Annotated in this window: 26 protein-coding genes; 9 read left to right on the top strand and 17 right to left on the bottom strand. The window is 54.6% G+C overall.

Features of this window, described 5'->3' with window-relative positions; all coding sequences use genetic code 11:
* Positions 1 to 104 precede the first annotated feature (104 nt).
* Positions 105 to 1,463, top strand: coding sequence for a YihY family inner membrane protein (locus tag ACXAIA_RS04200; protein WP_475348257.1), 1,359 nt, complete (start codon positions 105 to 107; stop codon positions 1,461 to 1,463).
* 11 nt (positions 1,464 to 1,474) lie between these two features.
* On the opposite strand, the gene ACXAIA_RS04195 is transcribed toward ACXAIA_RS04200, so the two are convergent.
* The 3 genes from ACXAIA_RS04195 to ACXAIA_RS04185 all read right to left on the bottom strand — a co-directional run bounded on the left by ACXAIA_RS04195 (position 1,475) and on the right by ACXAIA_RS04185 (position 4,604).
* The gene (locus ACXAIA_RS04195; RefSeq protein ID WP_475348256.1) at positions 1,475 to 2,818 is read right to left on the bottom strand and encodes a mechanosensitive ion channel family protein; all 1,344 of its coding nucleotides are present in this window, start codon (positions 2,816 to 2,818) and stop codon (positions 1,475 to 1,477) included.
* A 170-nt stretch (positions 2,819 to 2,988) separates the two neighbouring features.
* Positions 2,989 to 3,909: a DnaJ C-terminal domain-containing protein gene (locus ACXAIA_RS04190; RefSeq protein ID WP_475348255.1), complete on the bottom strand. Its 921-nt coding sequence runs from the start codon at positions 3,907 to 3,909 to the stop codon at positions 2,989 to 2,991.
* Positions 3,910 to 4,127: 218 nt separating this feature from the next.
* On the bottom strand, positions 4,128 to 4,604 hold the full coding sequence (locus ACXAIA_RS04185; protein ID WP_475346400.1) for an RT0821/Lpp0805 family surface protein: 477 nt from the start codon (positions 4,602 to 4,604) through the stop codon (positions 4,128 to 4,130).
* 146 nt (positions 4,605 to 4,750) lie between these two features.
* Here ACXAIA_RS04185 and pdxH point away from each other — a divergent pair, with 146 nt between their 5' ends.
* Positions 4,751 to 5,371, top strand: a complete 621-nt coding sequence (pdxH, locus tag ACXAIA_RS04180; RefSeq protein WP_475348254.1) for a pyridoxamine 5'-phosphate oxidase — start codon at positions 4,751 to 4,753, stop codon at positions 5,369 to 5,371.
* An 82-nt stretch (positions 5,372 to 5,453) separates the two neighbouring features.
* Here pdxH and ACXAIA_RS04175 read toward each other — a convergent pair whose 3' ends face one another.
* Positions 5,454 to 5,762 carry an ArsR/SmtB family transcription factor gene (locus ACXAIA_RS04175; protein WP_475346398.1) on the bottom strand — a complete coding sequence of 103 codons (309 nt, stop codon included), beginning with the start codon at positions 5,760 to 5,762 and terminating at the stop codon, positions 5,454 to 5,456.
* A 327-nt stretch (positions 5,763 to 6,089) separates the two neighbouring features.
* On the opposite strand from ACXAIA_RS04175, the gene ACXAIA_RS04170 reads away from it, so the two are divergent.
* Together ACXAIA_RS04170 and ACXAIA_RS04165 are read left to right on the top strand one after the other, a co-directional pair.
* On the top strand, positions 6,090 to 6,947 hold the full coding sequence (locus ACXAIA_RS04170; protein ID WP_475348253.1) for a universal stress protein: 858 nt from the start codon (positions 6,090 to 6,092) through the stop codon (positions 6,945 to 6,947).
* A 472-nt stretch (positions 6,948 to 7,419) separates the two neighbouring features.
* Positions 7,420 to 7,605 (top strand): hypothetical protein, encoded by a 186-nt coding sequence (locus ACXAIA_RS04165; protein ID WP_475348252.1) that lies wholly within the window; start codon positions 7,420 to 7,422, stop codon positions 7,603 to 7,605.
* A gap of 45 nt (positions 7,606 to 7,650) precedes the next feature.
* Here the strand turns inward: ACXAIA_RS04165 and ACXAIA_RS04160 are convergent, their stop codons facing one another.
* Entirely contained in the window at positions 7,651 to 8,331 is a 681-nt protein-coding gene (locus tag ACXAIA_RS04160; RefSeq protein WP_475348251.1) for an SOS response-associated peptidase, read from the bottom strand.
* Between the two features lie 204 nt (positions 8,332 to 8,535).
* On the opposite strand from ACXAIA_RS04160, the gene ACXAIA_RS04155 reads away from it, so the two are divergent.
* Positions 8,536 to 9,279, top strand: coding sequence for an SDR family NAD(P)-dependent oxidoreductase (locus tag ACXAIA_RS04155; protein WP_475348250.1), 744 nt, complete (start codon positions 8,536 to 8,538; stop codon positions 9,277 to 9,279).
* A 42-nt stretch (positions 9,280 to 9,321) separates the two neighbouring features.
* Here the strand turns inward: ACXAIA_RS04155 and ACXAIA_RS04150 are convergent, their stop codons facing one another.
* The 4 genes from ACXAIA_RS04150 to ACXAIA_RS04135 form a co-directional block, all read right to left on the bottom strand.
* The gene (locus ACXAIA_RS04150; protein WP_475348249.1) at positions 9,322 to 9,834 is read right to left on the bottom strand and encodes a GNAT family N-acetyltransferase; all 513 of its coding nucleotides are present in this window, start codon (positions 9,832 to 9,834) and stop codon (positions 9,322 to 9,324) included.
* A gap of 72 nt (positions 9,835 to 9,906) precedes the next feature.
* Positions 9,907 to 10,446 (bottom strand): hypothetical protein, encoded by a 540-nt coding sequence (locus ACXAIA_RS04145; protein ID WP_475348248.1) that lies wholly within the window; start codon positions 10,444 to 10,446, stop codon positions 9,907 to 9,909.
* Between the two features lie 233 nt (positions 10,447 to 10,679).
* Positions 10,680 to 11,897, bottom strand: a complete 1,218-nt coding sequence (hemA, locus tag ACXAIA_RS04140) for a 5-aminolevulinate synthase (RefSeq protein WP_475348247.1) — start codon at positions 11,895 to 11,897, stop codon at positions 10,680 to 10,682.
* A 578-nt stretch (positions 11,898 to 12,475) separates the two neighbouring features.
* Positions 12,476 to 13,318 (bottom strand): universal stress protein, encoded by an 843-nt coding sequence (locus tag ACXAIA_RS04135; RefSeq protein WP_475346389.1) that lies wholly within the window; start codon positions 13,316 to 13,318, stop codon positions 12,476 to 12,478.
* Between the two features lie 272 nt (positions 13,319 to 13,590).
* Between ACXAIA_RS04135 and ACXAIA_RS04130 the strand changes: the two genes are divergently transcribed.
* A complete protein-coding gene (locus ACXAIA_RS04130) occupies positions 13,591 to 14,457 on the top strand; it encodes a hypothetical protein (RefSeq protein WP_475348246.1) in 867 nt (288 codons plus the stop codon).
* 91 nt (positions 14,458 to 14,548) lie between these two features.
* Here ACXAIA_RS04130 and ACXAIA_RS04125 read toward each other — a convergent pair whose 3' ends face one another.
* Positions 14,549 to 15,157 carry a hypothetical protein gene (locus ACXAIA_RS04125; protein WP_475348245.1) on the bottom strand — a complete coding sequence of 203 codons (609 nt, stop codon included), beginning with the start codon at positions 15,155 to 15,157 and terminating at the stop codon, positions 14,549 to 14,551.
* A 245-nt stretch (positions 15,158 to 15,402) separates the two neighbouring features.
* Positions 15,403 to 16,092, bottom strand: a complete 690-nt coding sequence (locus tag ACXAIA_RS04120; RefSeq protein ID WP_063087144.1) for an orotate phosphoribosyltransferase — start codon at positions 16,090 to 16,092, stop codon at positions 15,403 to 15,405.
* Between the two features lie 188 nt (positions 16,093 to 16,280).
* Here ACXAIA_RS04120 and ACXAIA_RS04115 point away from each other — a divergent pair, with 188 nt between their 5' ends.
* Complete coding sequence (locus ACXAIA_RS04115) at positions 16,281 to 17,003, top strand: YoaK family protein (RefSeq protein WP_475348244.1); 723 nt, start codon at positions 16,281 to 16,283, stop codon at positions 17,001 to 17,003.
* 110 nt (positions 17,004 to 17,113) lie between these two features.
* On the top strand, positions 17,114 to 17,899 hold the full coding sequence (locus ACXAIA_RS04110; protein ID WP_475348243.1) for an enoyl-CoA hydratase/isomerase family protein: 786 nt from the start codon (positions 17,114 to 17,116) through the stop codon (positions 17,897 to 17,899).
* A gap of 26 nt (positions 17,900 to 17,925) precedes the next feature.
* Here ACXAIA_RS04110 and ACXAIA_RS04105 read toward each other — a convergent pair whose 3' ends face one another.
* Positions 17,926 to 18,870 (bottom strand): DMT family transporter, encoded by a 945-nt coding sequence (locus ACXAIA_RS04105; protein WP_475348242.1) that lies wholly within the window; start codon positions 18,868 to 18,870, stop codon positions 17,926 to 17,928.
* Positions 18,871 to 18,964: 94 nt separating this feature from the next.
* Between ACXAIA_RS04105 and ACXAIA_RS04100 the strand changes: the two genes are divergently transcribed.
* Positions 18,965 to 19,873 (top strand): LysR substrate-binding domain-containing protein, encoded by a 909-nt coding sequence (locus ACXAIA_RS04100; RefSeq protein WP_475348241.1) that lies wholly within the window; start codon positions 18,965 to 18,967, stop codon positions 19,871 to 19,873.
* On the opposite strand, the gene ACXAIA_RS04095 is transcribed toward ACXAIA_RS04100, so the two are convergent.
* The 5 genes from ACXAIA_RS04095 to ACXAIA_RS04075 form a co-directional block, all read right to left on the bottom strand.
* Positions 19,874 to 21,091, bottom strand: coding sequence for a Bcr/CflA family multidrug efflux MFS transporter (locus ACXAIA_RS04095; protein WP_475348240.1), 1,218 nt, complete (start codon positions 21,089 to 21,091; stop codon positions 19,874 to 19,876). It abuts the gene before it with no gap.
* A 214-nt stretch (positions 21,092 to 21,305) separates the two neighbouring features.
* Entirely contained in the window at positions 21,306 to 21,818 is a 513-nt protein-coding gene (locus ACXAIA_RS04090) for a DinB family protein (RefSeq protein WP_475348239.1), read from the bottom strand.
* 167 nt (positions 21,819 to 21,985) lie between these two features.
* Complete coding sequence (locus ACXAIA_RS04085) at positions 21,986 to 23,395, bottom strand: TRAP transporter large permease (protein WP_475348238.1); 1,410 nt, start codon at positions 23,393 to 23,395, stop codon at positions 21,986 to 21,988.
* A gap of 22 nt (positions 23,396 to 23,417) precedes the next feature.
* The gene (locus tag ACXAIA_RS04080; protein ID WP_475348237.1) at positions 23,418 to 23,987 is read right to left on the bottom strand and encodes a TRAP transporter small permease; all 570 of its coding nucleotides are present in this window, start codon (positions 23,985 to 23,987) and stop codon (positions 23,418 to 23,420) included.
* 47 nt (positions 23,988 to 24,034) lie between these two features.
* Positions 24,035 to 25,027, bottom strand: a complete 993-nt coding sequence (locus ACXAIA_RS04075; protein WP_475348236.1) for a TRAP transporter substrate-binding protein — start codon at positions 25,025 to 25,027, stop codon at positions 24,035 to 24,037.
* Positions 25,028 to 25,422 lie beyond the last annotated feature (395 nt).

The following is a 25,422-nucleotide window of genomic DNA, read 5'->3' as shown; positions in this document are numbered from 1 at the left end:
CAAAGCACGGCCAAGGTCAATCTGGCCTGTCATAACGCGTGCAGGCGCGCTATCCTGTTGATCAGGTGCAGTATAACCGGAAAATGCGTGGGGATAAGCGTTTAATGGCCGAAATTCAGAAATTGCTCGCTGATCGAACGGCGTTCTGGCGCTATGCCTTTATGCGCTTTGTCCATGACAAATCCGTGCAACGCGCGGCCGGGCTTTCCTATACAACGCTTCTGGCGATGGTGCCGTTTCTGGCCATTGCTCTGACCGTGCTGTCGGCTTTTCCGGTGTTTGATCAGTTCAAGGACCAGATCATGGATGTGGTCCTGAACAATTTCCTGCCCGAGACCGGCGCGCAGGTGACCGACTATCTGGGCAATTTCCTGCAAAATACCGGGCAGATGACGGCCATCGGGACGATTGTGCTGGGTCTGACCGCGGTGATGTTGCTGTCATCCATCGAAGGGGCGATGAATGATGTGTTTCGTGTCACCAGCCCGCGTAAACTGCTTTCGCGCCTGGTGGTGTTCTGGACGCTTCTGACCGTGGGGCCGATGTTGCTGGGCTTGAGCCTGTCACTGGCGTCCTACATCTTTGCCATGCGTCATCTGGTCGGCGGCGAGGCGCTTGGCGCGCAGATCGGCCAGCTTACATTTCTTGCGCCGTTTATTTTGTCAGCGATTGCCTTTTCATTGCTGTTTATCGGTATGCCGAACCGCTCGGTCGAGATTATTGATGGTCTGGCGGGTGGCGTTGTGGCAGCCGTTTTGTTTGAAACCCTGAAAAAGGGTTTTGCGTTTTATGTCACGACCTTTCCGACCTATCAGACGATTTACGGGGCGGTGGCGATTGTCCCGATCTTCCTGTTGTGGATGTATCTGACCTGGATCGTGATCTTGCTCGGCGCACAGGTTGCCGCAGGGCGTTCCGAGTGGCGGGCAGCGCGTGCGGCCGGTTTGATCCCCGATCCGCGCGGGGCGGTGCCAGGCCACATGGAACGCATCATCGCGGTTCTGCGTGTTCTGGAATATCTGCAAACGCGTTTCCACGAGGCGGCCACCCCGCCGACCTATCGCAAGATGATGCGCGATGTGAAGCTGGGTGGGCGGGATCTGAACTGGGCACTGGCAGCATTGCGGCGGCAAAAATTGATTGAACGATCTGATAAGCATCGCTGGCTGTTGTCAGGCGATTTGTCGCGGATTTCGTTGATGGAGCTGATGACGCGGCTGGGGCTGTTTCTTGATTATGACCGATTGCTGGTTGTGCAAACCGATGGTGGCTGGCCGGTCGCCATGCGCGAGCGCCTGATCGAGCTTGAGAAAAAGCGCGAGACGGTTCTTGATGTGAAGGTCGGTGAGTTGCTTGATACCCCGCGCGCGGAAGACAAAATTCCCGAGCAGATCAAGAAAGACCCGGATGACGACAAGGCATCGGACATTGATCAAAATGAGATGACCGATACGATCAATTAGGTCGGCACGGCCTAGTCGGTCGCGCGGGGGGATTTGGCGTTGCTCATCTCCACCCGGATCGGAGCATCGCCGCTGCGCAAATGCAGGTCGCGTTGCGGGAACGGGATTTCGATATTGTGTTCGATAAAGGCATCCCAGACATTGAGCAAAATCTCGCTCATGATATTGCCGCGTCCGTTTTGTGGATCGTTGATCCAGAAACGGATTTCCAGATCGACGGAATTATCGCCAAAGCCGCGCATCAGGGTGTTCGGGCCGGGATTGTCCAGTACGCGCGGGCATTTTGCCGCCGCCGCGTTACACAGTTTGATCGCCAGATGCGGATCGCAGCTATAGGCAATGCCGACCGGGATTTTCAGGCGCAGCTTGACGTCCGAGTGGCTCCAGTTTTCGACCTGGGTTGTGATCAGGTCTTCGTTGGGGATCAGGAATTCGGTGCCATCGCGGGTGCGAACGGCGGTGTAACGCGCGCCAAGTGATTGTATCCAGCCAAACGTCTCGCCAATGGCAATGACATCACCTGGCTTGATCGAGCGATCAAGTAACAGGATCACGCCACTGATCAGGTTGGCGACAATGCGCTGCAGGCCAAGACCGATCCCGACACCAACTGCACCACCAAAGACGGCAAGGGCGGTCAGATCAACGCCAATCGTCGACAGGGCAAACAGAACCGCGACTGACAGCAGCACGAGTTTGAGCAGCTTGGCCATCAGCACCTGAACCGACGGTGTCAGACGCTGTACCTTGCGGATGCGTTGTTCAAACAGGCGCGAGGCAAAGGACGCTACCCACAGCAACACTGCAAGCGACAAGACGGCCTTGATAATGCCATAGACCGACACGCGGAATTCGCCGACTTCAACCGCCAGCCCCTCAAGGATTTCGATGCCCGGTTCGAGCCAGCCAACGATGTTGAGCGCGGCCAAGGTCCAGGCCACGGTGGCAATGGTGCGCGACCAGACCGGATCATTGACGATGGCAGCCGCCAGGCGAATGACAATCCACGCATTCAGCAGGCTTGCCACCAGCCGGATCACATTGTGGCGATAGCCTGCCTGAATGGCGATGGCGTCCAGCAGCCAGATGGTGACGACAAAGATCAGCGGGAAGGCAAGGTCAGGCAGAACCAGCGCAAAGCGTCGGAAACCGGCATAGGGGAGAAGCGGCTTCCAGTCCTGCAATTTTGATAGCAGGGACGCCAACCGCCCGCGCAGCAAAAAGGCCGGGATGGTGGCAAGAATACAGGCGGCAATCTGGATCAGGATCGGCACCAGCAGGACATTTGCAGATAGCCAGGCGATCGCCTGTTCAAGCCATTGCAGATAGATGTCCGGATTGCTGAGTTGTTCCATTTTGTCCCTGATACTTATTTCGAGGTTTTGTGACAAATCCCGTTAAAACAATATGGTAACACGAAACGCGATTAACAGGCAGCTTGAAGACGGGCGCTGTGAACTGGATCGTTGCTGGGTGGTGTCTGCCCACGAAAAAAGCCGGCATGTGCCGGCTTTGGTTTGATGGGTCAGCGTGTTTCGTAAGGGTGCTTTTCAGACCAGTCCTTGATGAACTCGATCAATTCATCATCGCGTTCTTCGGGCAGCTTGACCGTCAGGTGAACATATTGATCACCGCGCTTGTTGCCCCGGTCATAAGGCGCCCCCTTACCGCGCAGGCGCAGCTTGGTGCCGCTATTGGCGTTGGCAGGCAGCTTCATATTGACCTTGCCATCGACAATCGGCACTTCGATTGATCCGCCAAGGATGGCTTCTGACAGGCTGATCGCTAGATCGCAATGGATGTCATTGCCTTCACGGCGGAAGGTTTTATCGGGATGAACATGCAACTTGATCAGCGCATCACCCGCTTCACCGCCATTCATGCCCGCCATGCCCTGACCCTTCAGGCGGAGCGTCTGTTCATTTTCGCTTCCGGGCGGAATGCGGACTTCAAGGCTTTTGCCACTGGCAAGGTTGATGCGTTTGGTCGTGCCAAGGATGGCTTCGGAAAAATCAAGGCTGAGCTCATAGGAGATGTTCGGGCCCTTGACCTTTTTGGGTTTGCGTTCCCCGCCAAAGCCACCGAAACCACTGCCGCCACCACGGGCGCGTCCCTTGCCGAAAATCTCGTCAAAGATGTCTTCGGCATTGGCACCCGAGAAGCCGCCAAATGGGTCTCCGCCGCCCGCATGTCCGCTGCCACCCCGGGCAAATGGGCTGGTTTCGCGACCATCGGCGTCTATTTCACCATTGTCGAACTTTTTGCGGCGTTCTGCATCGCCCAACAGGTGATAGGCGCTTGATACCTTTTTGAAGCGTTCTTCGATTTTGGCATCGCCCGGATTCACATCGGGATGAAGTTCGCGCGCCAGTTTGCGATAGGCCTTTTTGATTTCGTCCTGACTGGCGGTTTTGGCGACGCCAAGAGTCTTGTAGGGATCCTGCATTTACTGACCGGTTCCAGAAACTATAAGCACGTTGTGTTCATTATTAGATCATGCGGGGCAAAAGATGAACCATTTTGCCGCAGATGATCCGAAACAATGGAAAATGGTGGGTGACAGGGTGTGGGGGCTCTGATCACCCAAACCAATGTGCAGATATGAAAAGGCGGCGCCGATCGCAAGGACCGCACCGCCTGTCATTTCAGATTTTTAAAAGACGCTTAGTTCACGACTTTCCAGCTGCCATCCGGCTGACGGCAGGCGGTGCCATAGGCGGTTTCTTCCTGGCCGCCAATCATGACCGTCTGCTGGTATTCACGGCAGTAGTCCTGAGTTTTCGGTTCCTGATAGGTGCGGGTCGGGGTGACCGTACCCTGAACACCGGTATCGGGGTTCTGCCAAGTGGTGGTCTGGCCTGTCGGCGTTGCTTCAAGGGTGCGCTGGGTGCTTTGTGCCATGATGGCGCGATCAGCATTATCAAGTGATTTGCCGACTTCGCTGCCGATGAAGGCCCCGGCAAGCGTACCAAGCGCGACACCAACAAGCTGGCCGCTGCCCTTACCGAACTGCGCACCTGCGACGGCACCACCAACGGCACCGAGAAGCGTACCGGCCGTTTGTTTCTGGCCCTGATCCTGGGCACAGCCGGCGATGAAGGCGGTCATGATGACCGGAATAACGATCTGACGGAATTTCATGTTTAAATTGCCCATCTTGTCTTTACAGTCCCAACCGATATGCTTTGCATATATATACTGATCCAACGTTGTTGCTGCCACCGTAGTTCCGAAATAAATGGATTTCTCGGCAACAAAACCAATCAGCTAAAGGAATTCCTTTCGCAATGAACGAAAAAAATGCGCCAAAAATGGGGCATGAACCCCACGATGCCCCGTTCGAGATGTTCGAAACATGGTTTTCGGACGCCAAAAAGGCGGAATCGGCATATCCGGATGCGATGACGCTGGCGACTGCCGATGCGCAAGGCCGCCCGTCGGCACGTATTGTGCTGCTCAAGGATTTCGATCCGCGCGGATTTGTTTTCTACACCAACTATGAAAGCCGCAAGGGTGACCAGTTGGCCGAGAACGGCTTTGCCGCACTTTGCTTCCACTGGAAGACGCTTGAAAAATGTGTGCGCATCGAAGGCAAGGTTGCGAAGGTCGATGCCGCCGAGTCTGATGAATATTTCGCTTCACGGGCGCGGGGCAGCCAGTTGGGCGCCTGGGCATCCATCCAGTCGCGCCCGATGAGTGGCCGGTTTGACCTGGAAAAACGGGTGGCCGAATTTACCGCCAAGTTCGGACTGGGCAAAGTGCCCCGCCCGGATCACTGGGGCGGTTTCCGCCTTGTGCCTGACCGGATCGAGTTCTGGGCAGAAGGAAAATTCCGCCTGCATGACCGCAAGCTGTTTACCCGCGATGATACTGACAACGGCTGGGATACCCAGAAGCTGTTTCCGTAAGGGTAGGGAAATATTGCACATAAAAAAGCGCACAGGGCAGAAAAGCCATGTGCGCTTTTTCATGGGAGTAGTATCAGTCTTTTCAGGCAACAGGTTCCGGCGGGCAGAAGGTATCCTGCAAGACTGCAATGATCTTCATGATGTCCGGATTGGCCAGAGAATAGTAGATCGTCTGTGCATCGCGGCGGGTTTTTACAAGCCCTTCACGACGCAGTCGCGCAAGATGTTGCGACAGAGCTGATTGTTTGATGCCCAGCTCATTTTCCAGGGTGCCGACCGATTTTTCGGTATCTCCGAGAGAGCACAGAATAAGCAGCCGCCACTCGTTGCCGAGCGTCTTGAGAAATTCCGCCGCTTCGCGTGCATTCTCGTGTAGTGCGTTATAGTCCATCCGCGAGTAACCCCGTTCTTATGTCCGCACGCCAAGTTGATTGTCAGTCTTGTACGCCCGGTATCCTACCCAAGAGAATAATCGTCCCGATCTCCAGAGCGCCATCGTAATCGCTGGTATTCATGTTACAATCATTTTATGCGCGGTTGAGTGAGAAAACCGGACCGGCACCAACAAAATATAAGAATAATAATAACTTTCGCAAAATTTTGATCTTGAACAAAGATTGTCGAGGTAAAAATCCTCAAGCTGCTCGTGTATATGGTAATCATCAGTCCGGATTTCGAGCAGGTTCAATGACCTGGCGGACAGGCGGGAGTAATTAAAATGGCAATTCGCACAATTTTGGCACCGGTGGCAGGCACGGCGATTGACGAGCGTGTGATGGCAACGGCCTTCAAACTGGCCAAGACATTTGATGCTCATCTTGAAGCGCTGTTCGTTGCTGCCGAGCCGCAGGACGCTATTCCGATTGTCGGCGAAGGCATGTCGGGCCTGATTATCGAGGAAATGATCCAGGCTGCGGCAACCGAAACCGAAAAGCGCGAAGCCAGCGGCAAGATTGCGTTTCAAACCGCAGTCAAAAATTCCGCGGTTACTGAAACCAACACTCCGCCGCCAGAAGCCAAACCGACTTGCACCTGGCGCAAGGATAGCGGGCGCGAGGATGAAACGGTTGCGCGTCGCGGGCGCCTTTTTGATCTGGTCGTGATTGGCCGTGATCCCAAGGAAGCCTCGGCGTCGCTGACCTTTGATGCAGCCCTTATGGAAACCGGGCGCCCGATCCTTGTGGCGCCGGAACGCACCCCTGCGACAATCGGCGAGAAAGTCATGATCGCCTGGAATGGCGGGATTGAAGCCGCCCGGGCGGTAACGTCGGCCATGCCGATGCTACGTGCCGCCAAGGAAGTCACGATTGTCAGTGTCGGCGAGGTACCCTATGGCCGGGCATGTGCCAAGGCATTGGCCGAACAATTCAGCTGGCATGGAGTCGATGCCAAGGTTGTTGAAAGTGCCGAGAATGGGCAGATCGCTAATACCTTGATTTCCGAGGCGGAAAAGTGCGGTGCTGATACCATTGTTCTGGGTGCGTACAGCCATTCTCGGTTCAAGGAAATGATCCTTGGCGGGGTGACGCAGGATATGCTGTCAAAATGTGCTTTGCCGCTTTGGATAATGCATTAACGCTTGGGTCAGCTTAAGCGTCTGAAATCGCGAAATTAAATTACCTATCTGATGGTATATTGCTGAAAAGGCGTACTTTTGTACGCCTTTTTTTGTTGCACTCGCGAACAAATCGCGAGAGGGTTACGGAAATAAGAAAGTGATGAAACCCCCTAGGGGCAGGACTCACTAATTTGATTTGAATGGCAGACGTTATATTTGTGAAATCCGAGGAAAAGCCTGCAGGGCGGGCTGGTATCCCGACCAAAGGATTTGACGCGGGAGTTTGCAAATATAACGTCTGTCCTTCGGATTAACCAGATTTGCACGGGCTACTTTGTCGCAAAACCTTGAAAGATTTGTATCTTCCTGCGGTTTTGCTCCGCGTATCCGCACAAATTCGGTGAACCATTTAAACCAAATTAGTCAGTCCTGACCCTGGAAACGAGGCGTTTCGCACAGAGGAAAAGAAACTTCTGACAGGGGAAGTCCCATGTTGTCTTTGCGCGATATTATTGATTTCGCTTCCATGTCCGAAGATCTGGCTCAGGAACTCAACAATCCGAATGTTGGCCTGCCGGACCTTGGCGCAGTGGTCGCCGGTCATACCGGTCTTGGCGGTGCAATGCGTGCGTGCGGTGCAACACCGTGCGCTGCAAACGACGTCGAAAGCGAATAAGCCCATAAAGATCCCGGTCGGTCAGGCCGGGGCGTATGGCATGTTTTACTTTGAAAACAGATCAATCTGATTTTTCGTCTGATCGGCTTTGGCCGGGTCGGATTTTTCTTCCTGCCAGGACAGGACATGATCGGGCAGCGGGCCCAGCATGTATCCCAGATCCGTAAAATCAATTTGTGGATCAAGCCAGTCAGCGAGATGGTTGGGGCCAATTACGGCCGGCATCCGGTTGTGTATGTGGGCAATCGCGCCTGATGGTGCGCAGGTGATGATTGTTGCCTCGCGCCCGTTTTCAAGACCGGCAAACAGAAACGGTTGATGATCGGGCAGGGTGATGCGGTTCTTGTGCTTGGATGCGCCATCCTTGCGCCATTCATACCATCCGCTGGCCGGGATCAGGCAACGGCGGTTTAAAAGCGGGCGGAAGGTCGGCTTTTCGCCCAATGTTTCAGCCCGCGCATTGATCATCGGGCTGTTTAAACCCGGCACACCCAGTCCCCAATAGCGAATGCCAGCTTTGCGATGCGGCAGTATGACGGCAATCGCGTCGGTCGGGCGGCGCGTGCCTGTCAGGCTGTCAAAGGCCGCTTCTTCTTCTTCGTCCTGACCGCCATCAGTATCGCCGGTGCCATCAGTCAGGGGCATGCGAATGATGTCTTCCATCTCCAGGCCAAGCTGGACCTGAAAGGCGCGGATATCACTGTTCAGATCAAAGCGGCTGCACATGTTTTTGCCTATTGTAAACTCGCTAAAAACATAGCCTGTTTCGCATGCCTTGCCAAATGTCGACAGGGCAGCCTATATCGCAGTGGTGATTGCAGAAAAATCATGCAGGGCAAGGCTTTTCCTTCGATGGCGAAGGCCTTGGATGCTATAAGAAAGTCCGCAAAATTCTGTTTGCGCGCATATCTCGTGAAGTGAGTAGATCCAATGAGCAGCAATGCCCCGAAAACAGTCGTCCTGACAGGTGCCAGCCGTGGCATCGGCCATGTTACGGTCGGATATTTTGCCAAACGCGGCTGGCGGGTGATTTGCTGTTCACGCGAAGCGCCGCCGCCAAGCTGCCCGCGCGATCCGGCACAAGGTATTCATATTCGTGCGGACCTTTCCAAACCGGCAGAAGTCGAAGCCTTCATCAATGAGGCCAACGAGGTTCTTGGTGATGATCCGCTGCATGCACTGGTTAACAATGCCGGTGTGTCGCCCAAGACCCCTTACAAGGAGCGTCTGGGCAGTCTGAATGGTGATCTTTCGGCGTGGCGCGATGTGTTTGAATTGAACTTCTTTACCCCGCTGACGCTGGCACGCGGCTTTGCCTCTGCATTGCATCGGGGGAAAGGGGCGATTTGCAATATCACCTCGATCGCCGGCCACTATGTTCATCCGTTTGCCGGATCGGCCTATTCGACATCAAAGGCGGCCCTTTCCGGCCTGACCCGCGAAATGGCGGTTGAGTTTGCCGAGCTGGGCGTTCGGGTCAATGCCGTTGCACCGGGCGAGATCAAGACAGACATGATTTCCCCGGAATATGAGGCACTTGTGCCGCGCATCCCCATGAACCGCATGGGCACACCCGAAGACGTGGCGGCGGCCGTGCATTATCTGGTGGGTGACGACAGCACATACGTTACCGGCACGGAGATCTTTGTCACCGGTGGGCAGCATCTCTACTGATCGGAAAGGTCAGGCGGAATTGTCCGAAGCCGGGCGACTGCATCAATCCTGTTTATCAGGCGCAATATAAAAGGCCGGATCGTAATCGACCAGGCCTTGCGGGATTTCATCAACCAATGGGCGTGCCATGAAATATTCATCGGGCACGCCTTTGAGTTTTAGATCAGGCAGGGGGGCAAAGCCGAACCGGCCATAATAATCGGGTTCGCCCAGCACGACGCAGCCAAGGGCATCATCGGCGCGCAGATGACGGATGCCGCTTTGGATCAGTTCGGAACCGATGCCCATGCCCTGACGATCAGGCGTAACCGCAACCGGCCCGAGACCGAACCAGCCACAGGCTTCATTGTTGATTTTGACCGGTGAAAACGCGATACAACCGACGATTTCATCGTCCTGTTCCGCGACCAGCGAAAGGGTAAGGTGACCACTTTTTCTGAGCGCATCGACGATCAGATGTTCGGTCTGCTGACTGTGGGGGGCGGTTGCAAAGGCCCCATCCAGCAACGCGTGAATCGCCGTAATGTCGTGTTCGGTTTCTTCACGAATTAACATTTTCCGTCCCTGCCTGTGACGTTGGGCCTACTTCCTGTAAGCCATCGATCACGACTATAACGGGAAAATGCCTTAGGCCAAAAGGCTTTTAAGCCAGTCGCGCTTTTGCTCTAGCCGTTTGACTTCCATTTCAAGCCAGCCGGTGAAGTTTTCGGCCTCGTCTGCGTGTTCTTCACGCAGGGCCAGCACACGTTCAAGATCAAGTTCGCAGACGTCTTGCAGGATTTCGATCTGTTCGGTGCGGATGTCATCATCAAGCAGATGCAAAAACCGCATCTTGAGCGCCATGATCAGGCGCGAAAGCTCACCGGATGTATCGCGCAGATTGCCCTGCATCAGCTCGATGAACTTCTCATGCCCGGCATCGGTCAGGCAGAGCTGCGCGTCAGAGAACGCACCGCTTGCGGTGTCTTCCTTGACCAGTCCTTCAAGCTTCAGGAGCTGAAGCGAACTTCCCATCATGTCGAGCGACGGTCCCATGATGTGGGACATGAAATGGCGCACGGCATTGGCCAGATCGCCATAGCTGATCGGCTTGTCGGAAAGGGCGAGGGTGCCAAGCGCACAAAGGCGGAGACATTCTTTGGGAAGCAAGGTTCTATCCGAATACATAAGCGGTCCCTGTTTGATGACAGGCCCGACGTTAACGCGAACGGTTCTTAATTGCAAACGTTTATCGATACCGGCGAAAACCGGAAAGACAGCCTCAATATAGAACGCAGCCCGGCGAAAGCAAATGTCGGAACATCATTGCCTTCGGATACGGGCGGATATGTGGCGTGGATCAGCAAAAAGGCCGGCGCAATAGTTGCCACCGGCCTTTTGATTTTGTGATGGCTTGAGTCTCAGGCGACCTTGGAAATGCCCAATTTGCTCCAGACCGTGAGAAGCGAGTCGATCAAGTGATCAATCAGCTCGTCATTATGCAGCGGGCCTGGCGTAAAGCGCAGGCGCTCAGTCCCGCGCGGAACGGTCGGGTAGTTGATCGGCTGGACATAGATGTCATGTTCGAACAGCAAGCGGTCGCTGGCTTCCTTGCACATGGCCGGGTCGCCCACCATCAGCGGGACGATGTGGCTTGGTGCATCCATGACCGGAAGGTCGGCTTCGCGCATGCGGGCACGCAGGGTATCGGCGCGTTCCTTCTGGGCAATGCGTTCGACATTGCTTTCCTTAAGGTGACGCACAGAGGCCAGCGCACCGGCCGCAATGCTCGGCGGCTGGGAGCTGGTGAAGATGAAGCCATTGCCGAAGCTGCGCACGAAATCGACGATTTCCGGTTTTGCGGCAATATAGCCACCAATCACGCCAAAGGCCTTGGCAAGGGTGCCCTGGATGATGTCAACGCGGTCCATGACGCCATCGCGTTCGGCAACACCGCCGCCGCGCGGGCCATACATGCCCACCGCGTGTACTTCGTCGAGATAGGAAATGGCGTTATATTTTTCGCAAAGATCAAGGATCTGACCGATCGGGGCGATATCGCCATCCATCGAATAAACGGACTCGAACGCGACGATCTTGGCGCGCTGCGGCCCAAGTTCCTTGAGGATTTCTTCAAGATGGGCAACGTCGTTATGTTTCCAGATTCGGCGTTCCGCCTTGGAGTGGCGCATGCCTTCGATCATGGAATTGTGGTTTTCGGAGTCGGAAATGATCACGCAATCAGGGAGCTTTGAGCCCAGGGTCGACAGCGTGGTCCAGTTTGCGACATAGCCCGATGTCATCAGAAGGGCGGATTCCTTGCCATGCAGATCGGCGAGCTCACGCTCAAGCGCGACGTGCAGATGGTTGGACCCCGAAATGTTACGTGTTCCACCGGCACCGCCACCCTGACCGGTGATGGCCGTTTGCATGGCCTCAAGCACCTTGGGGTGTTGGCCCATGCCAAGATAATCGTTGGAGCACCACACGGTGATTTCACGCGGGGCTTCGCCGTTATCGGGGTGATAAAGCGCCTTGGGGAATTTTCCGACAATACGTTCGAGATTGGCGAATACACGATACCGGCCTTCAGCTTTGAGGCCTGCCAACGCATCTTTGAAGAAGGTGTTGTAATTCATACTTGTTTCTTTCGCCTGTCTCTTTGCAGTGTCACGCAAGTTCAAAACAGCGGTGGCATCACAAAGCTCTGGTCTCGTCCAGATCAGCGAATTGCTGTGCTGGACATATCCTCCGGCCTGACCGGGTCTTTATGGCTTCCTTATCGACCATGCGGATCGATATGGCATTGACCCTTGTCAAAAATTAAAGCGATTCCAGTCTTCTTAGGAACCATCAGATCAGAGAAGGCGATCCATCTCTCTTGTGTCGATCTCTTTTCGGAGCACGCCCCGTTTTGCGGTAAGACCCAATTTGGCCCGATTGGTTCCATTTGGCAAGGATTCGAACAACTTTTGCGCCACAATTAAATCGTTCTCATCCATTGGAAAAATCAATCATGACAGAAATTACATATGATTTTCAATATGTATTCATGATCATGATCACATAAATTCAATGCCAAATTTTGGAAGTTGTATCCGCAGCGCAAGCTTCTCGTCGGGATTTTTGTGGGTGCTTTCACAGCTAGATAGCTGATTGACAAAGAAAAACCGGCTGGAAATTCCAGCCGGTTTTGCAGATTGGAAGTCTATGTTTTTTAGTGCGACATCAGGACTGGGACGGTCATGTGGCGCAGGAGGTGCTGGGTCACACCGCCAAGCATCAGTTCGCGCAGACGCGGGCGGCCATAGGCGCCGCAGACGATCAGATCGATGCTTTCATCGGCGGCACGTGACAGCAGAAGATCACCGACACTGATGCCAGATGCGTTCATGGTTTCTTTCTTGGCGTTCACGCCATGGCATTTCAGGCGTGCGCCGATATCAACACCGGGAACCGGCATGGTGTCACGCGCACCTTTGTTCGGGTCGGCACACAGAACCAGCGCTGATTTTGCGGCCTCAAGGAACGGCATGCTGTCATTCATCGCACGCACCGCTTCACGATAGGGCTTCCAGGCAACCATGACGCGTTCGCCAATGGTTTCGAACTTGCCGACATACGGCACGACCAGAACCGGTGCGCCAGAGGTCAGAATGGCCTTGTCGGGCATTTCCGAGACAGAGCACGGATCGGAGCTGTCCGGATTGTGCTGCCCCAGAACCGTCAGGTCATGGTGGCGGGCATACATCGCGGTGGTATCGGCAATTTCAGATGCCGGGCACGAAGTTTCCTGCCAACTGAACGCAACACCGGCTTCATTACAGGCGGCTTCGAAATCGGTGCGCGCCGCCTTGGCGGTTTCGGCCATCGCTTCGCGCTGCTGATTGATGATTTCTTCGGTGATCTGGACTTCCATGAAGCGCGGAATTTCAGGATAAGGCAGCAGGAAAAGACCGGTAAGGTGCGCGTCCTGCGCCTTGGCAACTTTCAAGGCTACATTCAGGCGTTCCTTACAGGCTGCTGAGGTGTCGATATGGACAAGAATATCCCGATACATAATCCGATCTCCATTCGGTAGGGGCCATGGCGCACATCCGGAATGTTTCAATCAATTGTTCCGGACCTTAGCGTCATGGGCAAACATATCGTCGTCGCGTGATGGTTTCTTTGCTCTATCTCAAACAGCGCGCTACAGCGCGGAATTTTCAAGATATTACCGTGAGGTTTTGGTGTTAACCGTCTGCGCCCAGTTCTGATATCGGGATAGTTTTTCACGTCCATCTGATTCTTGCGTCATATGAATGTAACCGAAACCTAATGGAGAGCGAAATGGCACAACCACTACAAACTATTACAGATACTTGGGGGGACTGGAAGGCAGGGCAGCTAAATACCGGTTTGTCCTTCACAGCAAGCACAAATTACGGACCGCACGGTCAACTCAATAATTATCACCGGTATCAAGTTCAGGTTGGTAATAGCACGATTGAATACTTAAAGGGACAGAGATCGGTGCTGCCTGGAAAATCGTACTATACTTATGGAACTTTCGATAACGATACTGGCATTGAGCAGACTACAAGGTTCAGCAGAACTGTAGGATCTGAAGCTAAACTTCTTTGGTCTGTTACTGAAGCCGAGAGCATTGGCGTGAGTGTAACCATAAAGGTAGGAAAACCAGGGTTCTTTGAAGGAAGCGCAACTTTTGAGAAGAATATTTCCTTATCGGAAACTACAGAAGAGAGTTCTTCAATTATGGAGGAGTTTAAAATAGATCAAGAAGCGAAATGTGCGCCGTATACAAATCTAGAAGCGACGTATGTATTGAACACGGCACAGTACAAGACACCATTTATTGCTTCCACTCCCCTTACTGGTTGGGTGGCTGTTTGGTTCAATGATCGTGTAAAATATAGTTCTGGATCAGGGGACCATCACCTTTACTTTATTCCAATCCAGAACGTATTCGATGAATGCTATAAGCATGGCATTATCAATACCGACGGCTATACCAAAAGGTCTTCTAGCGTCGTGGCGCACGCTCATGGTGAGTTCTCCGGAGGCCAGGGTATAGAATACTTCTTGAAACTGAAATCCATCCCACTTTCTGGTCATGAAGAACCTAGAGAATATCTTTTGGATAACTTGAGTGCAGGTATTTCAGAGTTGGATCATGGGCGCATGCCGTCGTCCTGATACGGTGCGACAGGCGTACATTTTGTCCGCCTGTCGCTACTAGCTTTTGCTTGAAGCAAAGCGGGGCTTGGTCGTTATAAAAAAGACTTTTTTAACCGTCTGCGCCCGGTTCTGTCATCGGGATGGTTTTTTCCATGGTTGGCATTTGACCGTTTGCCGGGGCCATTGTCGGTATCGGTTGCGTGACCGGTGCCGGTGTCGTTGGCGCACTGTCATCCATGGCGGGCATCGCCGGATCGTCCGCCGGGATGTCGGTTGGCATCTGCATCGCGTCATTCGACATCATCGAAAGCGTCTTGTGCAGTTGCTGTGACAAGGTGCTCCAATTGGTTTGAAGCGTTGTGCAAGCCGCTGCATCACCGGATTGAACGCAACGCTGTGCCATACGATCAAGAATGCCAAGGGCGATCCGCGCTTCGTTAATCTGCTTTTGCTGGATGTCATTCATCGCCTTTATATCCGGGTCTTCCATTATGACCAGATTGTCATTTTCCGGCGCAGATGTCGGCATCGCGGTCACGGTCGCGGTCGTGCTCGTGGGGGCCGGGCGCGTATTCTGGGATGGTGCCCCCCATGGGGTGACAATTGTGTCGGAACTGTTGGAAATCGTGACCGGTTCCTCGACCGGGGCCATGCAGCCAGACAGGGCAAGCCCCAAGGCAAGTGCAGGCAGGCATTTGGCAATCTTGCACATCGACATGCGTTGCTCCTCCGACCGGTGGCGGGCGCGCCGTGGTCACGTCAGTTTGTTGTCCCGAACTTTGTAACAGTTGCTGCTATGACTTTGCTTTTGCTTCTATTTAGGTTCTATGGCTCACATATTGAACCGACTTGCCTGATCTGTCCAGAAAAGGCCCGATGACATTCGCCAATACGCAAAACGCCCGCCGAGGACCGGCAGGCGTTTTGGGAAATTATAGTAGTCACAGGCCGCGTGGAAGGGCTTTAGTCGTGCTTGCCGCCATTGGCCTTAGACCAGCCAATCGGGTCTTTCAGGAAGGAACGCACGCCTTCGATGGCATCCTTGCTGAAATATTCGCCTTCTTCGGCAACGGCGAGAACATCGGCCCAGGTTGCCAAGTAATGCATTTCGATGTCGTCCTTGCGCAACTCATCAAGCGCGCCTTCGAAAATGTCATAGAAGAAGACGACAAAGGCGTGTTTGCATTCAGCACCCGCTTCGCGGATGGCATTGACGAAATTGACTTTCGAGGCGCCGTCGGTGGCAAGATCTTCGACAAGAAGAACGCGCTGGCCTTCATGGATGTCGCCTTCGATGCGGGCCTTGCGGCCAAAGCCCTTGGGCTTTTTGCGGACATACTGCATCGGCAGGTCAAGCGCATCGGCAAGCCATGCGGAATAGGGGATACCGGCCGTTTCACCACCGGCGACGGCGTCAAACGCCTCGTAGCCAGCTGCATCAGAAACCTGACGGGCGGCGAGTTCGATGACCTTGCGGCGCGCACGCGGGAAGGAAATCAGTTTGCGGCAGTCGATATAAACCGGGCTGGCCCAGCCAGACGTCAGGATATAGGCCTCTTCCGGGCGGAAATTGACAGCCCCGATATCAAGCAAAATCTTGGCGACAGTCTTGGCAGCGTAGGTGCAATGCGCGGTCGGTTTTTCAGTGGTCATGGCAGCTGTACCTTTTCCGGATCGAATATTTGCGCACCTCTTAACGCTTTTGGCCGAAAAGCGCAAAGAAAAGCCGCTGACCATTTGGTCAGGAATCGGCGCGCATCCGCTCTTTGTGAACAGCGCTGGCATTCCAAACCGGAAATGCTGTTTAATCAGGCCAAAGTTTTCTGTCAGGACAGTCTGTTATGAGCCAACAAAGACGCCGCCGTTTGATTATGGCCCGCCGCAAGGGGATCGGGCTTGTGCTGGTGATGGCGATTTCGATGATTGCCGGCATGACCGATGCCATCGGCCTTTTGATGGCCGGTGATTTCGTGTCGTTCATGTCGGGCAATACCACGCGTGCCGCCCTTGCGATTGGGCGCGGGAATTGGCCCGTCGCAGCCATTCTGATCGGTGCAGTTGGGTTCTTTATTATTGGCAATGCGCTGGGCGTTGTGGTGGCCGGCTGGTTTCGCAAGCGTCTGGCGGGATTGCTGGGCGTGGTGGCGGTGTTGTTGTGTCTGGCGGCCATTTTGCCAATCGAGATGCGCGGATCACCTGCCTTCTTTCTTGTGGTTTTGTGCATGGGCATGATCAATGCCACGGTCGAGCATATCGAAGGCCTTCCCATCGGTTTGACCTATGTGACCGGGGCATTGTCGCGGTTTGGCCGGGGCATCGGACGCTGGTTGACCGGTGATCGCCGCAGCGACTGGATCATTCAGATCGTGCCGTGGACCGGCATGGTGCTGGGCGCCGTCATCGGCGGGCTTTTGACACTTGAGATCGGGCAGAAGGCGCTATGGCTGGTCGCCGGGGCCACTTTTGTCATTGCGATTTTTGCGTTCCGGGTGCCCAACCGGTTGCAGACCCGCTTTCGCGCACCAACAGGCAGTCTGGCGCCACCGGCTGCCAAGGGCAAATAACAGAAGTCATTGGCAAAACCGTCTTTTGGGTTTATTCGGTATAGTTATACCGATTTAAGCTGTGCCCAAACAGCAAGCCCCAAAAGCAAGTAAGCCCCAGAGGAAATGCCATGTCTGAGCAGACCGGACTGAATGTCACCCTTGATGATCAAGTTGCCACCATCTCCATCTGTCAGCCAGAGCGCAAAAACGCCCTGACCAAACCGATGTGGGGCGAGCTTGCGAGGATTGTTCAGGAATTGTCGGACAATCTGGATCTGCGCTGCGTGATCATTCGCGGCGGCGAGGGGGCCGGGTTTGGCGCCGGGGCCGATATCCATGAATTTGTGCGCGAGCGATCCAGGTTCGAGAAAGCACGTGATTACGGGATGCTCCATGCCGAAGCGCTTCAAACCATTCAAAATTGCACCCATCCGGTGATCGCCGCGATTGATGGTCCGTGCATGGGGGCGTCCTTTGTGTTGGCGGCGTCCTGTGATCTGCGGATTGCGGCCGATAACGCAAAATTTGCCGTGCCGCCGATGAAGTTGGGTGCGACGCTGGGCTATCCGGAACTTGAGATCATGCTTGATCTGCTCGGTGAGGCAGCACTTTTTGAAATCCTGCTGGAAGGGCAGGTCTTTGATGTCGCCCGGGCGCGTGAGATCGGTTTTATCGCCCGTCATGTTGCCGTTGAGTCGTTTGACGAGGAAGTCGCCAAAACCGGCAAGCGCATAGCCGGCGGGGCACCGCTGACGCAGCGTGCGCATAAAAACATGCTCAATCGCCTGCGCCAGGGCGGGGCGATTGATGCGCGTGAATTTGATGAAGGCTACCGTGCCTTTGAAAGTGCCGATTTCAAGGAAGGCTACACCGCGTTCCTTGAAAAGCGCAAAGCGGTCTTTACCGGCAAATAGGCGCCCCGATTACGGTATATGTGGCTTTACAGCGTTTTCAGTCGCATGTTGCGGCGTGGGAGTGCGGACGCAACCGCAGCCCCCGTCAGTAAGGTAATTCCCGCCAAGCTCATGATATTGGGCAGATCATCAAAAAACAGGATGCTCCAGATGACTGCGAAAACCAGATAGGCGTTGTCAAACAGACCGACAGTGACCGAGGTCGATGTCTTATAGGCCTGTGCGACGGCGATCGCGATATAGGTCATGAAGACGGCTAGAAGGCAGACAATACTGAAATCCACCAGGGACAGGGCGCGCCAGCCATCCATCAGGAATGACGGTGTGGTGGTCGCTGTCGACGTCGTCGGGCCCATCCATTCAAGCCCCATCAGCGCGATGCCGCCACCAACAGCCAGGCACAGATTAAGGTTGATCGCCATGCCAAGCGATGTCTCGTTGCGGCAATGGGCCCGGGTTAAAACCGCCGCCATCGCGTAACACGCGGCCGCCCCGAAGGGCAGCAGCAAGCTTGGTGAAAGATTTTCGGGGCTTGGTTGAACGGCCATGACAACCCCGATCAAGCCTGCGCCCAAGGCGGCCTGATCGGGAAGGTCAATCGGTGTGCCGATTATCAGGCGGGCAAATACCGCCATGAAGAGCGGGGCGGTGTAAAGTGCCGCCGCGGCGACAGCAAATGACATGTCGGGCAGGCCGCAATAATAAAGCAACCACATCGCACAGAGCAGCAGGCTACGCACGATGACCCAGCGCGTCGGCCTCAGAAGCGATTTGGTGCCGCGTTTTCTGAAACGCCAGATCACAAGCAGGAAGACGCAGGCCAGTGCCGAGCGCAGAAAAATCAGTTGGGCAATGCTGAACCGGTCATTGTGCAGTTTCACCAGCGCGTCAGAGAGCGAAAGCAGGCACACTGCAGACGTAATCAGGATAACCCCAAGGAATGTAGTGTTGCGTGAAATAATGTTTTCCATGAATTTACCCATCTTTGAGTGCATGGGGTTGTATCTATCGCCAAATGCCGTCAGTCTGAAACGACTTCTGATCTATTTTTCATGAGTTTTGGTTATGGAAAAATGGCAGCGAAACTTGCCGCCCCTGACATCGCTTTTGCCGTTTGAGGCGGCCGCGCGGCATGAAAGCTTTACGTTGGCCGCTGACGAGCTTGGTCTGACGCAGGCCGCGATCAGCAAGCAGATCCGAATTCTGGAAAAGGATTTGGGCACCGTGTTGTTTGAACGTCGCAACCGGGCCGTCTTCCTGACCGAGGAGGGGCGTCGTTTCGGCCGGATTGTTGGATTGGCACTGGGCGATATTTCCCAGGAGGCCACTTTTTTGCGCAAGTCCGGATCATCTGGCGAGATCGTTTTGTTCTGTCAGCTGTGCGAAGCGTTTTATTGGTTGATGCCACGCCTGTCGGATTTTCATCATCAACATCCCGAGATCGAACTTAGGGTCAAAAGTTCGGTCACGCCGATTGTCGATGCCGACCAACCCTTTGATGTCGCGTTGCAAACCACCGGGCGCAGACACGGTTCCTATCCGTTGGCCTTTACGGCGTCCGATGCTGTTTTCCCGGTTTGTAGTCCGAATTATCTTGGGCCGGATCAGGCGCCCTTGGCGCTGGAAAACCTGCCCGGTCATGTTTTGTTATCGCACCGGGTGGTACCGCAGGATTGGCTTGATTGGGACGGGTGGCTTGATGAGGTGGGCGCGACCGATATTGCCCATCTAAAAACCAAGGATTTCGATAGCTATCCGCTGGTCTTGCAGGCGGCCGTTGCCGGGCAGGGCATCGCCCTTGGCTGGCAAAGAACCGTGGAGCAGATGCTCGATCAGGGGATCTTGATACGCCCCTGCGCAGAGCAGGTTTTCCATCCGGCAGGCATATCGGTGTTCAGAGGGTTGCGCGGACAGGTGTCCGACCCGGCGACCGAAGCGCTTGTTGACTGGCTGCGTGCAGAACTCGGCGCCTGATCAGGCAGTGGTTTCTGTTTGTTTGGCTTCGGCGATGAAATGAACCATCAGATTGGCAAAAATTGCAAAGCCCAGCATCGAAATGGTCAATGGCAACAATGTGTTGTCATGAAAATGACTGATGACCATACCGGCAACCGCGCCGGTGGCAAACTGGATCGTCCCCAAAAGGGCCGTCGCCGTGCCGCCGATATATGGGAAATACTGCATGAAGGACGCCGTGGCATTGGGCGCGGTCAGTCCGATCAATCCGACGGAAAACATGATGAAAGGCACCACCGTCCACAAGCTTGGCTCAAAGACATTTATTGCAATGAACAAGCCGATGGTGGCGACCAGTTGAATGCCGGTGCCAATTTTTAGAATCTGATGACATTCCAGTCGTTTGAGCAACGGATTGTTGAGCCGGTTGCAGATGATAATCACCGCAACATTGGCCCCGAACAGATAGGGGAAATATGCCTCTGGAACACCGAAGAAATCGATATACATAAACGGGCTGTCGGTTACGAAACTGAACATCACCGCACTGGCGCCGGCATGGGTGAGCATAAAGCCAACCGCCTTGCGCGTGCGCAGCACTTCCAGATAGGTCCACCACACACGGCGTACCGGCCCGGGATGGCGACGACGCATCGCGGTTGTTTCGGGCAGTTTCAGGTAAACGATGGCAAGCATCACGCTGCCATAGACAATCAGCAGGACAAAGATTGATTGCCATGTTGACCAGACCAGCAAGGCTGAGCCGATGGTTGGTGCGACAAGCGGTGCGATCATCATGATCACCGCAACCAGCGCAAACATGCGCGCTGCTTCCTTGCCATCAAACAGATCGCGAACGGATGCCCCGACAATCACAATCGAAAATCCGCCACCAATTGCCTGGATAAATCGCATGACATTGAGTGACAGGGCGCTGTCGACTGTCGTGATGATCGCACTGGTAATGATGTAGATTGTCAAACCCAACAATGCGATGGGGCGTCGACCAACCCGATCGGACAGAGGTCCGCCGATTAACTGTCCTAATGCAAATCCGATCAAGAAGGTGCTGACGGAAACTTCAACAGCATGGGTGGCTTCGCCGAAGTCGCGTGCCATCGCCGGAATCGCTGGCAGATAGGTATCAATCGCGAACGGCGCGGTCGCAACCAATGCAGCAAGCAAAATGGCAAGCTTTTTCGGGTTAAGCGACGCACCGGGCTGGGGCGTGGACATGCGCAATAAATTCCGTTCAGTGTTTGGCGGCGGGGGCGGAATGACGGCCACAGGATATCAGGTTTGCACATGATACTGGTGCATTAAGCGATCAAGGGGCAGGCGTGCGTGGATGGGGATGATACGATCCCGGTCCCCATATTATCCATAAAATTCAGGCTTCTTCCAGCTGTTGCTTGCGCCAGATTTTCCGGAGCGTTTCCAAGGTCGCTTCCTAGTAAAGCGGTAGGTCGGGCGTGTAGGGCACGTCCGTATTGCCGTAATCAAAGCCCATCTTGTGCAGTTCGCTTGTGATCTGCGAACGATGATGGGTTTGATGGTTAAACAGCTGCACGAGAAACAGTTGGCGCGGCAGTTTACGGGTCACGCCATCGGGAAATGGCAGTTCGCGAATTTCATCCTGCCAGCTGTGATCCGTACCTTCGACGAATTCGATGATTTCGGCGTCGACTTCATCACGCATGGCTTTGAGGGTTTCGAAGTCATCGGCGACGATTGAGGTCGGCTGAAACGGGCCTGCTTCGCCGGTGCGCAAAATGGTCAGAATGCGCAGATCGACATAGAGAATATGGTTCAGCGTGTTGTGGATGGAGCCAAAGAACATGCCGCGATCCAGACGTCGTTCGACATCACCGATCTGTTCACACAGATCAAACAGCACGCCATTCTGCCAGCTGTTATAGGTCGCCATGCAGCGGCCATAGTCGTTGAAGTTCATCTTGGACATATCGATACCACTCCTTTGCAGGACGCATTTGGCTTGCGTTCTTTTTGGTTGTTTTGGCGATGTATAATACTACCGCGTGTGACGAGCTGCATCACTGAAATAGATCAAGGGCGGCATCCGTTTGAATGCCGCCCTTGGTCGTGATGCTGGTTTTCGATGCAGACCCGTTAGTGGGTCATGATCCGTTCCGGCCCCATCAGGGTCGTCGGAAGCCAGGTCGATATCGCTGGCACATAGGTGATCAGCACCAGGAAGCCCAGCAGGATCATCAGCCACGGCAAGGCGGCCTTGACGACCTTGAGCAACGGCATTCCCGTAATCCCCGATGTCACAAACAGGTTCAATCCGACCGGCGGCGTGATCATGCCGATTTCCATATTGACCACCATTATGATGCCCAGATGGATCGGATCAATGCCCAACTGCATGGCAATCGGGAACAGGATCGGCGCCATGATCAAAAGGATCGCGCTTGGTTCCATGAAGTTGCCGGCAATCAGCAAGACAATGTTCACAACAATCAGGAAACCCCACGCCGGAAGTCCCCAGCCGATGATGGTTTCGGCAATGGTGTGCGGGATGCGTTCCGAGGTCAGAACATGGGCAAACAGCATCGCATTGGCGATGATGAACATCAGCATGATCGTGACTTTGCCGGCATCCAAAAGGACGTGACGGATTTCCTTGTCAAACGGCAGCAAAGCAAGTGCCTTGCCCATTTGCGGCACGTTATGTGCGATCAGGCTGCCGATGGATGTGTTGCCGCTTTCCGGTACCCAGGACAGTTCCTTGATCGGGCCCATGTCACGGTAAAACAGGACCGCGACAAACATGGCATAGAAGGCCGCCACAGCCGCGGCCTCGGTCGGGGTGAATACACCGCCATAAATGCCGCCCATGATCAGGATGACAAGCAACAACCCACCCGATGCGGAAAACAGTGCACCACCCCATTCGCCAAGGGTCGGGCGCGGCTGGCTTGGCAGTTTCTTGATGCGGGCGACGATATAGATCGCGGTCATCAGCATCAGGCCGACCATGATGCCCGGAATAACGCCGCCCAGGAACATGCGGCCCACCGACACCTCGGTCGCGGCAGCATAAACAACCATGACAATCGATGGCGGGATCAGGATGCCAAGCGTACCGGCATTACAGATCACACCGGCGGCAAAGCTTTGCGGGTAGCCCGCGCGCACCATACCGGCAATCACGATGGAGCCGATGGCAACAACCGTCGCCGGGCTGGAACCCGACACAGCGGCAAACAGCATGCAGGCCAGAACCGATGCCATGGCAAGGCCACCGGGGAACCAGCCGACGGTATCAATGGCAAAGCGGATCAGACGCCGCGCAACGCCGCCGGTCGACAGAAACGCCGATGCCAGAATGAAATAGGGAATGGCAAGCAGGGTGTAATGCTCCATGCCGCCAAAAAGTTTCTCTGCCAGTGTGGCCAGGCTGTCATCGCCAAACAGAAGAATAGTCGAAAGCGATGCGACACCGAGCGAGATCGCGATCGGCGCGCCAAATGCCATCAGGCCAAACAGCAGGATAAACAGGAATGCAATCGTCATTTAAATGTCTCCCCCGTCCGGCTTATGATTTTTGCGTCGAAGCGGTGGCGGACTTGTCGTCATCCGCGGTGCTCGCGCCAAGCTGATCGATGGCTTCGCGGGCTTCGTCTGCCAGATTGAAGCCGACCTGTTTGCCGGTAATGATGCGCCAGCCAACCTGGGCCAGGCGGAACGCCAGCAAGGCCGCGCCCACGGGCATGATCAGATAGACGAACCACAGCATGACCGGGCTGTCTTCGGCTTCCATTTCAAGCATGTGGTTGAAGCTGACAAGCTCCCACCCGCCAATGATCAGCCAGCTTGAATAAAGGATGCCGGCCGCGACCACGATCAGGCCAATGACGCGCTGGACATTTTTGGGGAACAGGCGAACAAGCGCATCAACACCGATGTGCGAGCCGACCTTGACCCCATAGGACATGCCAAACAGGATCAGCCAGGCAAACAGGAATTCGGTGATTTCCAGCGCCCAGGTCAGGCCGGAATTGAAAACATAACGCATGATGACGTTTACAAAGGTAAGCGACGTCATGGCGGCGAGCAGGAGGGCAATAATGCCCTCCTCCAGCCGGTTAACGACCGTTGAGATCATCGTAAACGGTCCTTTTCCGATAATGTTGGATTGGAAGCGGTGCGGTATCAGTTACACGCCGCAGCAGCGTCGATGATGTCCTGACCGATATCGTCTGCGAATTCTTCCCAGACCGGTTTGACGGCGTCACGCCATGCGGCAAACTCGGCATCAGACAGCTGCAGAACTTCGGTTTCACCGGAATCAATCACCGCCTGACGCTGTTCTGCGGTCAGATCCGCCGACAGGTTGTTGGCATATTCGGATGCTTCGTTCATCGCCTGTGCCAGTCCTTCGCGGATTTCCGGATCCAGACCTTCCCACCACTTGGTCGAGGTCACGACCATATAGTCGAGCAGGCCATGGTTGGACTCGCTGATATAGTCCTGAACTTCGAAGAACTTCTTGGAATAGATGTTCGACCAGGTGTTTTCCTGACCATCAACAACGCCGGTCTGAAGCGCGGAATAGGTTTCCGAGAACGCCATTTTCTGCGGAACGGCATCGACAGCTTCGAACTGGGCAGCGATCACGTCAGACGACTGAATACGGAATTTCAGGCCTTCGGCATCGCTCGGCATGCGCAGCGGCTTGTTGGCGGAAAGCTGTTTCAGACCGTTGTGCCAGTAGCCAACGCCGGTCAGGCCTTTGGACGCCATGGCACCAAGAAGTTCCTGGCCTTTTTCACCGTTCTGGAAGCAGGAAACCGCATCCATGTCCTTGAACAGGAACGGAAGGTCATAGACTTGAAGCTGTTTGGTCCATTTGCCGAATTTCGCAAGCGACGGTGCGCCGAACTGAACGTCGCCGCGCAGGATGGCGGCAAGAACCTTGCTGTCATCAAACAGCTGCGAGTTCGGATAAATCTCGATCTTGACCTTGTCGCCCAGAATTTCTTCGGCGCGTTTCTTGAAGTAATCCGCACCCTGGCCCTTTGGGGTATTCGGCGCAACAACGTGCGCAAACTTGATGACTTCCTGTGCGGAAGCGGCAAGGTTGGACCCCAGAAGTGCTGCGGCAGCAACGCCGGCAGCAAGAATGCTTTTGCTGATAGGACGCATCAATACGTCTCCCTTGATTGATTAAATCTGTTTTCCCATTAGCGCGCCTTTTTGGCGTCGTTCTAAAACGCCGTTTGGTGCTGTGCCGTAATCAGCAAGCCGCGGGCCAGTTCGTGAGGGACGGTGATTGTGCAATGATATCAATATTATAGGCGGAATTTGACGTTGCTGCGCCGCAGCAAATTCAGGCTGTTATGTTTGTAATTTCGCTCACTATTTTGGGTAAAATGTGCGGTAGTTCACACAGGATCTGTCGCGCCTGTTCAAAGGCGGTGGGCGTTGATGAAATCCGGGCACAAAAAATGCAGCGGTGTTAAGTGTCAAGGACCGCTGCATGATATATGCGCATCCTTGCGTTTGCCCTTACAATGATTTTGCGCATGACGGCGACAAGC

It is taken from the genome of Thalassospira sp. ABL2_045 (assembly GCF_056161285.1).
Note: the sequence above shows the minus strand (reverse complement) of the source record. Positions and strands in the feature narration are given on the sequence as shown.

Coding starts and splice junctions, on each gene's coding strand:
- ACXAIA_RS04160 (WP_475348251.1), bottom strand. CDS start 8,331: ATGTGCAGCCGCTTTGATCTGAACAGTGATATCCGCGCCTTTCAGGTC.
- pdxH (WP_475348254.1), top strand. CDS start 4,751: ATGAACGAAAAAAATGCGCCAAAAATGGGGCATGAACCCCACGATGCC.
- ACXAIA_RS04170 (WP_475348253.1), top strand. CDS start 6,090: ATGGCAATTCGCACAATTTTGGCACCGGTGGCAGGCACGGCGATTGAC.
- ACXAIA_RS04085 (WP_475348238.1), bottom strand. CDS start 23,395: ATGACGATTGCATTCCTGTTTATCCTGCTGTTTGGCCTGATGGCATTT.
- hemA (WP_475348247.1), bottom strand. CDS start 11,897: ATGAATTACAACACCTTCTTCAAAGATGCGTTGGCAGGCCTCAAAGCT.
- ACXAIA_RS04145 (WP_475348248.1), bottom strand. CDS start 10,446: ATGTATTCGGATAGAACCTTGCTTCCCAAAGAATGTCTCCGCCTTTGT.
- ACXAIA_RS04130 (WP_475348246.1), top strand. CDS start 13,591: ATGGCACAACCACTACAAACTATTACAGATACTTGGGGGGACTGGAAG.
- ACXAIA_RS04165 (WP_475348252.1), top strand. CDS start 7,420: ATGTTGTCTTTGCGCGATATTATTGATTTCGCTTCCATGTCCGAAGAT.
- ACXAIA_RS04075 (WP_475348236.1), bottom strand. CDS start 25,027: ATGCGTCCTATCAGCAAAAGCATTCTTGCTGCCGGCGTTGCTGCCGCA.
- ACXAIA_RS04080 (WP_475348237.1), bottom strand. CDS start 23,987: ATGATCTCAACGGTCGTTAACCGGCTGGAGGAGGGCATTATTGCCCTC.
- ACXAIA_RS04110 (WP_475348243.1), top strand. CDS start 17,114: ATGTCTGAGCAGACCGGACTGAATGTCACCCTTGATGATCAAGTTGCC.
- ACXAIA_RS04125 (WP_475348245.1), bottom strand. CDS start 15,157: ATGTCGATGTGCAAGATTGCCAAATGCCTGCCTGCACTTGCCTTGGGG.
- ACXAIA_RS04200 (WP_475348257.1), top strand. CDS start 105: ATGGCCGAAATTCAGAAATTGCTCGCTGATCGAACGGCGTTCTGGCGC.
- ACXAIA_RS04090 (WP_475348239.1), bottom strand. CDS start 21,818: ATGTCCAAGATGAACTTCAACGACTATGGCCGCTGCATGGCGACCTAT.
- ACXAIA_RS04175 (WP_475346398.1), bottom strand. CDS start 5,762: ATGGACTATAACGCACTACACGAGAATGCACGCGAAGCGGCGGAATTT.
- ACXAIA_RS04135 (WP_475346389.1), bottom strand. CDS start 13,318: ATGTATCGGGATATTCTTGTCCATATCGACACCTCAGCAGCCTGTAAG.
- ACXAIA_RS04095 (WP_475348240.1), bottom strand. CDS start 21,091: ATGTCCACGCCCCAGCCCGGTGCGTCGCTTAACCCGAAAAAGCTTGCC.
- ACXAIA_RS04105 (WP_475348242.1), bottom strand. CDS start 18,870: ATGGAAAACATTATTTCACGCAACACTACATTCCTTGGGGTTATCCTG.
- ACXAIA_RS04120 (WP_063087144.1), bottom strand. CDS start 16,092: ATGACCACTGAAAAACCGACCGCGCATTGCACCTACGCTGCCAAGACT.
- ACXAIA_RS04155 (WP_475348250.1), top strand. CDS start 8,536: ATGAGCAGCAATGCCCCGAAAACAGTCGTCCTGACAGGTGCCAGCCGT.
- ACXAIA_RS04195 (WP_475348256.1), bottom strand. CDS start 2,818: ATGGAACAACTCAGCAATCCGGACATCTATCTGCAATGGCTTGAACAG.
- ACXAIA_RS04115 (WP_475348244.1), top strand. CDS start 16,281: ATGAGCCAACAAAGACGCCGCCGTTTGATTATGGCCCGCCGCAAGGGG.
- ACXAIA_RS04150 (WP_475348249.1), bottom strand. CDS start 9,834: ATGTTAATTCGTGAAGAAACCGAACACGACATTACGGCGATTCACGCG.
- ACXAIA_RS04190 (WP_475348255.1), bottom strand. CDS start 3,909: ATGCAGGATCCCTACAAGACTCTTGGCGTCGCCAAAACCGCCAGTCAG.
- ACXAIA_RS04100 (WP_475348241.1), top strand. CDS start 18,965: ATGGAAAAATGGCAGCGAAACTTGCCGCCCCTGACATCGCTTTTGCCG.
- ACXAIA_RS04185 (WP_475346400.1), bottom strand. CDS start 4,604: ATGAAATTCCGTCAGATCGTTATTCCGGTCATCATGACCGCCTTCATC.